Origin of the sequence: Sulfuricurvum sp. MLSB, from assembly GCF_000747095.1 — a bacterium.
Classification (GTDB): domain Bacteria; phylum Campylobacterota; class Campylobacteria; order Campylobacterales; family Sulfurimonadaceae; genus Sulfuricurvum.
The window spans coordinates 1-6,728 of sequence record NZ_JQGL01000057.1; the positions used below are offsets into that span (position 1 = coordinate 1).

The following is a 6,728-nucleotide window of genomic DNA, read 5'->3' on the forward strand; positions in this document are numbered from 1 at the left end:
TCATGAAACCCTATTTGATGTTGGCTTTCCATACGGGGATGAGACCCGAAGAGATTTTAGGGCTAAAAGCGGGTGATATATCCGACGGTTGGATCGATATTAAACGGGTTCGTACCCGTGGGCGTGTCGATATACCCAAAACCCGACATTCGATTCGTAAAATCCCCTGCCCCGCTTTCGTCATTGACGAATTGAAGCAGATCAAAAGCGATCATGAATTTCTCTTCGGAGAGATCGACGACGTAACGAAGTTCAGGCATCGTTGGCCTTCCCTCTTAACTAAGTGCGGATTGCCGAAACAGAAGCTTTATTCGGCTCGTCATACGTTCGCAACACTGATGCTTCAAAACGGAATCGTGAGCATAAACGAGTTAGCGGGATTGCTGGGTCATTCGAGTCCGAAGATCACTTTGACGCACTATGCAGGTGTCATTGACTCTAGAAAAATTGATCTGGGAAAAGACTTTAATTTGTTTAGCTGATAGTACTGACACAATATGGTCACACTAAGCTTTCAAACAGCCTAAAATAGGGAGTAGGCACAACGTAAGCCGGGTTCTGGATATGGCGATAATTAATCTACTGCCCTGATCGCTCAGGGCCTCTAGCGAAACAATAGCAATGTAGGACGCTAACCATCTGTTTCTTGCTGCGCGGTTGGGTTTACATAGCTCCCATAGTTGCCTATGAGACTGGTGGGCTCTTACCCCGCCGTTTCACCCTCACCTCTTGCGAGGCGGTCTACTCTCTGTTGCACTATCCCTCACGTTACCGTGGCCATCCGTTAGATGAAACCGTGTCCTACAGCAGCCCGGACTTTACCTCTTGAGTTTGTGGCTCAAGCTATCACCTGTTGTACCTGCAGACATTATAGGTGAAATAGGTTTAGAGAGGGATTAGTCCGCTGCGTCACGCTTTGATTCCTGCCGTTTTCTTTGGCACGGTACAGGTATCCGTCCACCCGTTTGAATAGATCGTCGGTCGTTTCCCCTTTTTCCAGCACCGCTACACCGAACGAACAGCTGATGATATGCTCGTCGATGTGCAGATCGCTCAATGCGGCCTGACGTATCCGCTCGGCGATCTCGAACGCGGTACTAAGCTCGGTGCAGGGCAAAAAGACGATAAACTCTTCCCCGCCCCACCGCGCACAGACGTCGCTGTTTCGGGTACACGAACGCAACAGCCCGGCAAAGCGCACGATCACATCATCGCCTTCTTTGTGCCCGTACGTATCGTTGATCGATTTGAAATGGTCGATATCGGCAAGAATGATTGCGAGCGGTTCATTTTTGGCTATCGCGTTCATATGCAGGTCTTGAAAAATAGCGTCCAGTTCCCTGCGGTTATACAGTCCCGTCAACGGATCGATTTTCGCCAGTTCATCGGAGGTAATGTCGTTGCGGAAAGCCATATATTCGATGATTTTTCCCTCGGAATCGTAGACGGGAACGATTCGGGCCGTAGTGATGAAGGTGCTCCCGTTTTTCCGCCGGTTGGGGAGATTGCCTTTCCACACTTCGCCAGAGGTGATCGTTTCCCACAACCCGCTGTAGACGCTCGGCTCGACATCGGGATGCTTGAATACCGAATGGGTATTGCCAATGAGTTCCTTTTTATCGTAACCGCTCAGTTTGCAAAATGCGTCCGTCACCTCGACGATGACACCGTCCGTCCCCGTACGGGTATAGAGGACATTTTCCTGGATAATACGGTTGCGGAAGGCCAGCTCCTCGTCGCGTGCGCATTTCATTTCACTGTAAACGGAAAGGACGCCGTACACGTTATGATCCAAAACCATCATAACATTCGCAGCATGTTTTTTGATATCGCTAGCGCCGTAGTCGTCCAGAAATAAAAGAAGGGTATTTTTAAATGCCGTACAGCTCATAAAAACGTCTTCAACGGTCAGACCCATTTCGTAGAATTCATTGACGACGGAGCGCATGACGGGGCAGTCTCCCGGCTGTCTCTCTCCGCAGAGAATTCTGTAAAAATTATTGAATACACCCGATGCGATCTTGGTGTGATAGTCTTCTTTGCTGTACCCCAAAGAGTCGATGATAGCGTTCAGAACGGGGTAATCAAGCCATTTATTGAGGATTGCGTCGCGTTGCCGTTCAAAAAAATCGACAAGAGTTCTGTCAAATCGGATAGCATCGATAACAGAACTCATGTGTTCGAACTCGCGCATAACCGTCCTTTATTTTGACCATGTCCATATATTATAATTAATTTTAATTAAAAAGTCCACTTTTCAGACAAAATATTTAAATAAAAAAACAAAATAAAACAGTCATATCACTTTTATCAAAAGATAGAAAATAAGGAGGAGAATGAAGATGCATGTATGCGGGAACTTCTCCCGCCTGAGCGGGAAAAGAGAGGGAAAACGGGATTACGCTTTGGCTTTCGCTTCTTTCGCGTATTTGATACCGAGATCCCATGCTTTGTTGTTGACGTCGTGCACTTTTTTAGGAACTTTCGACAGCATGACTTCTTTCAACGTATCCGGGTCAAGAACACCGGTAAATTCGTTGGTAATCGCAAGCGCAACAACCGATTGGGTGATAACGTTTCCGACTTCTTCTTTGGCAATCGTAATGATGGGGATCTCTACTATGTGCCATTTTTTGCGGTCATCGTCCGTAGGGTGAACCAGATTCGGCTCAACGACGATAATACCGCCCGGCTTAACGCCGTTTTTGAACTGTTGGTAGCTCACGTCTGCAACGGAAAGCATGAAATCGATCTCGCCTTCGTTTGCGTACGGGTAGAAAATCTCATTGTCGTCAAGCGTAATGTCAACAACCGTGGCTCCGCCGCGAACCTGAGAAGTATAGGTAGCTGTTTTCAAGCCGTGCCCGCCCATCTTGATTTTAGCTGCCGCCATGATTTCACCGGCGAGAAGAACCCCTTGTCCACCGACGCCTGTAAATCGTATCGTATGTCTCATGGTTTCTCCTTAGATTTTTTTCGCAAAATCGTCTTGCGTGATTTTCGCACGTTTGCCCTGTGCCGCTTCGATAACCATGTCATAAAGCTCGCAATACTCCGCCTGCTCTACTTCACGCAATACGCCGGTCGGGAATTTGTTCAACTGCTCTTCCGGTGACAACGCTTCCCATTTTTTCAACGGGGTAGTGATGCTGTCGATCCATTCAAGGTTTTCCATCGCATTGGCCATTTTGTTTTTACGGCCGAGGTTAATGTGGCAGTTTGACATAATGTCAAAGAACGAGAAACCTTTATGAGAGAACCCTTTTACAAAAATTTTCTCAAGTTTTTTCGGATCAAGCATCGTCTCACGCGCTACAAAAGATGCACCCGCACCGATAGCGAGTTTACATGCGTCGAACGTAGGATCGATGTTTCCGTTTTGCGCCGATACACACCACATACCCTGCGGAGTTGTCGGAGAAATCTGCGAGTTAGTCAACCCGTAGATGAAGTTGTTGATCAAAATGAAGTTCAGATCGATGTTACGGCGGCAACCGTGAATCGTGTGGTTACCACCGATCGCAAGACCGTCACCGTCACCCGCTACAACGATAACGTGGGCGTCAGGACGCGCCAGTTTGATCCCAGTAGCGTACGCAACTGTACGACCGTGGGTCGTATGAACCGTATTACAGTTGATATATGAGCTGAAACGTCCTGAACAGCCGATACCGGATACGACACACACTTTATCCATGTCCCATCCCATTTTTTCGATGGCACGGATACACGCTTTGAGGATAACACCGTCGCCACAACCCCAACACCAGAGTGTCGGCATTTTATCTACACGTAAGTATTGATCGTAATTGAAAGCCATTAGAACATCTCCTTAACTTTTGCTACCATTTCAAGCGGCGCGATAGGGCGGCCGTTAGCTTTGTGAAGCGTACCGAAATCGCTGCGTCCCGTTACACGTTCGATCTCTTTGAGGTATTGACCCATGTTCAGCTCGGTAACGAAAATCTTGTCGAATTTCTGACCGATCTCTTTGAGTTTCTTCGCGGGGCTCGGCCAAATCATGATCGGGCGGAAAAGACCTGCTTTAATACCTTCTGCACGGAGTTTCATAACCGCTTCTTTCGCACCGCGGCTGATTGAACCGTACGCGATCAAACATACTTCCGCGTCGTCGAGCATAAACTCTTCGTAATCGGCTTCATCATCCAGTCCGTCGTTTTCTGCCGCAACGGTGTTGATTTTACCGACAAGGCGTTCGATGTTGAACTGGCACTGTGCCGCATCTTCAGTCGGGAATCCGGTTGGACCGTGGTGAAGACCCGTTACGTGGTAGCGATATCCTTCGAACATCGGATTGAGTACCGCAGGGGTATTCATCGGAACGTCATACGGACGATAATCTTCGGGTTTTCCGTCGAAGCGTTTGCGATTTACGATAGAAGCCTTAACTTCTTCCAGATCAGGAAGAACCGCTTTACCGTGCATATGACCGACCGTTTCATCCAACAACATGAATACCGGAGTCATGTATTTTTCGGCCAAGTTGAATGCACGAACCGTTTGCGTGTAGCACTCTTCGAGTGAACCCGCACACAATGTGATCGATGCATAGTCACCGTGAGTCGGGTATTGTGCCTGACCGATGTCCGCTTGTGACACGCGTGTCGGAAGACCGGTCGAAGGGCCACCGCGCATTACGTTAACGATAACAAGCGGTACTTCGGCAATAAAGCCCAAACCGATTTGTTCCGCTTTAAGCGAAATCCCCGGCCCTGAGGTTGCTGTCATCGATTTTGCACCGGACATAGATGCACCGAGCGCTACCGAGATACCGGCAATTTCATCTTCCATCTGGATGAATTTTCCACCGACAGTCGGCAAAAGGTCAGACATCTCGTGCATGACTTCGGAAGACGGAGTGATCGGGTATCCGCCGAAAAACACACATCCGGCATCAAATGCCGCGTGTGCAGCTAATTCGTTACCTGTAGAAATTACTTCTCGTGCCATTATTTCACTCCTTCTTGATCTAAAGACATATAGTTGTTGGCAATAACCGCCGCTTGACGCGTTTTCGCATCATCAGTCAGTTTCGCGAATTTGAATTCGCTTTTGTCCGCAACATAAATCGCGAAATCGGGGCATGAAAGTTCACATTCATTACAACCGATGCAGCTTTCCGGGTGATCAATAGAGATCATAGCACCCAATGTCGACGTTTTGTCGTAACGCATTCCAAGTACGCCTGACGGACATACCGATACACAAATATCACACGCTTTACAGCGTTGAGTATTTACCCAAACCGGCGTATTTTCCGGCGCTTTCATAATAACGCTCATCTATTTCTCCTTTGCTTCACTGAATTTACCTATCGCACATGAAACGAAACTTTTCATTTTCAACGCGGCATTATCCAAAGAGCCCGTTTCCTCATTGTGCAGAGGATAACCGAGACTTCTTAAAATTGCTTTAAACTGTGCTGATTGCGCCTCGTCGGCAATCTCTGCTGTTACTTTACGAGGCTCGCACGAGAGGTCGATACTGACCTCTATGAATCCGGCTTCTTCTAACGCTTTCGTAATCGTCGCAGAGCATCCTCCACAGCGAATGTTGGCAACTTCGAAGCTCTGGATCATGATTATCTTCCCATTACTTCCGCAACGGCTTTACCGATGTCCGCAGGTGAAACGACGACTTTTACGCCTGCCGCTTCAAGTGCCGCCATTTTTTCCTGTGCCGTACCGGCGCTTCCGGAGATAATCGCACCGGCATGCCCCATACGCTTACCTTTAGGAGCCGTTTGACCCGCGATAAACGCGACGACAGGCTTGGTAATGTTATGCTTGATGAACTCGGCAGCCTGAATCTCTAGGTCGCCCCCGATTTCACCGATCATGACGATCGCTTTTGTTTCAGGATCCGCTTCGAACATCGGAAGAAGCTGTTTGTAGCTAAGACCGATGATCGGGTCGCCGCCGATACCGACCGCAGTGGTGATACCGAAACCTTCTTTCACGACCTGATTAGCAGATTCGTAGGTCAACGTCCCTGATTTGGAGATCAGTCCGACATTCCCTTTTTTGAAAATGAAGCCCGGCATAATCCCGATTTTGCATTCATCCGCCGTGATGATACCCGGGCAGTTCGGCCCGATGGTCATCATATTCTTCTTGGTTGCGTACGCTTTGGCGTACATCATGTCTTTGACCGGAGCGCCTTCGGTGATGATGACGGCCAGTTCAATGCCCGCATCGGCCGCTTCCATAACCGCATCGGCAACGAAAGCCGGCGGAACGAAAATCATAGAAACCGTCGCAGCTGTGCTGGCTACCGCATCGGCTACCGTATTAAAAACAGGCTGTCCGAGGTGTTCTTGACCGCCTTTGCCCGGAGTAACGCCCCCGACGATTTTGGTTCCGTACGCCATGCATTGCTCGGCGTGGAAACTTCCTTCTTTACCGGTGAAACCCTGAACGATTACTTTTGTATCTTTGTTAACCAAAATTGACATTAATTAAGCTCCTTTCGCTGCTGCTACGGCTTTGCGCGCACCGTCGGCAAGGTCAGTTGCCGCGACGATATTCGAGATACCGGCATTGTTAAGAATATCTGCGGCTTCATCCGCATTGGTTCCGTCCAGACGGACGATGACCGGTACATCGACTTTGGTCAGTTTGGTCGCTTCGAGAATACCGTTGGCAACGCGGTCACAACGAACGATACCACCGAAGATGTTGACAAAAATCGCTTTGACATTCGGGTCT

At 48.7% G+C, this 6,728-nt stretch carries 8 protein-coding genes, 1 other RNA gene and 1 pseudogene; 1 reads left to right on the plus strand and 9 read right to left on the minus strand.

All coding sequences use genetic code 11. The features are described 5' to 3' along the window. A partial coding sequence (locus JU82_RS05265; RefSeq protein ID WP_294892218.1) for a site-specific integrase occupies positions 1-482 on the plus strand: 482 nt, incomplete at its 5' end. A 50-nt stretch (positions 483-532) separates the two neighbouring features. Here JU82_RS05265 and rnpB read toward each other — a convergent pair. The 9 genes and pseudogenes from rnpB to sucC form a co-directional block, all read right to left on the minus strand. Next, positions 533-862: RNase P RNA component class A (gene rnpB, locus JU82_RS05320), an RNA gene on the minus strand. A 6-nt stretch (positions 863-868) separates the two neighbouring features. Then, positions 869-2,194 carry a sensor domain-containing diguanylate cyclase gene (locus JU82_RS11805; RefSeq protein WP_294892219.1) on the minus strand — a complete coding sequence of 442 codons (1,326 nt, stop codon included), beginning with the start codon at positions 2,192-2,194 and terminating at the stop codon, positions 869-871. 204 nt (positions 2,195-2,398) lie between these two features. Then, positions 2,399-2,956, minus strand: coding sequence for a 2-oxoacid:acceptor oxidoreductase family protein (locus JU82_RS05275; RefSeq protein ID WP_037947544.1), 558 nt, complete (start codon positions 2,954-2,956; stop codon positions 2,399-2,401). A 9-nt stretch (positions 2,957-2,965) separates the two neighbouring features. Further along, a complete protein-coding gene (locus tag JU82_RS05280; RefSeq protein ID WP_037947547.1) occupies positions 2,966-3,820 on the minus strand; it encodes a 2-oxoglutarate ferredoxin oxidoreductase subunit beta in 855 nt (284 codons plus the stop codon). Continuing rightward, positions 3,820-4,971 (minus strand): 2-oxoglutarate synthase subunit alpha, encoded by a 1,152-nt coding sequence (locus JU82_RS05285; protein WP_037947549.1) that lies wholly within the window; start codon positions 4,969-4,971, stop codon positions 3,820-3,822. Before JU82_RS05285 ends, JU82_RS05280 begins: the two co-directional genes overlap by 1 nt. Then, positions 4,971-5,303 (minus strand): 4Fe-4S dicluster domain-containing protein, encoded by a 333-nt coding sequence (locus JU82_RS05290; protein ID WP_037947552.1) that lies wholly within the window; start codon positions 5,301-5,303, stop codon positions 4,971-4,973. The genes JU82_RS05285 and JU82_RS05290 overlap by 1 nt, the downstream gene beginning before the upstream one ends. After that, positions 5,304-5,600, minus strand: a complete 297-nt coding sequence (locus JU82_RS05295; RefSeq protein ID WP_037947554.1) for a heavy-metal-associated domain-containing protein — start codon at positions 5,598-5,600, stop codon at positions 5,304-5,306. A 2-nt stretch (positions 5,601-5,602) separates the two neighbouring features. After that, entirely contained in the window at positions 5,603-6,475 is an 873-nt protein-coding gene (sucD, locus tag JU82_RS05300; RefSeq protein WP_037947556.1) for a succinate--CoA ligase subunit alpha, read from the minus strand. A gap of 3 nt (positions 6,476-6,478) precedes the next feature. Further along, positions 6,479-6,728, minus strand: a pseudogene (gene sucC, locus JU82_RS11810) (succinate--CoA ligase subunit beta); the annotation flags it as partial.

What these genes read in the sequence shown, in the direction of transcription:
- sucD (WP_037947556.1), bottom strand. Translation starts at nt 6,475, where the DNA reads ATGTCAATTTTGGTTAACAAAGATACAAAAGTAATCGTTCAGGGTTTC.
- JU82_RS05275 (WP_037947544.1), bottom strand. Translation starts at nt 2,956, where the DNA reads ATGAGACATACGATACGATTTACAGGCGTCGGTGGACAAGGGGTTCTT.
- JU82_RS05295 (WP_037947554.1), bottom strand. Translation starts at nt 5,600, where the DNA reads ATGATCCAGAGCTTCGAAGTTGCCAACATTCGCTGTGGAGGATGCTCT.
- JU82_RS05280 (WP_037947547.1), bottom strand. Translation starts at nt 3,820, where the DNA reads ATGGCTTTCAATTACGATCAATACTTACGTGTAGATAAAATGCCGACA.
- JU82_RS05285 (WP_037947549.1), bottom strand. Translation starts at nt 4,971, where the DNA reads ATGGCACGAGAAGTAATTTCTACAGGTAACGAATTAGCTGCACACGCG.
- JU82_RS11805 (WP_294892219.1), bottom strand. Translation starts at nt 2,194, where the DNA reads ATGCGCGAGTTCGAACACATGAGTTCTGTTATCGATGCTATCCGATTT.
- JU82_RS05290 (WP_037947552.1), bottom strand. Translation starts at nt 5,303, where the DNA reads ATGAGCGTTATTATGAAAGCGCCGGAAAATACGCCGGTTTGGGTAAAT.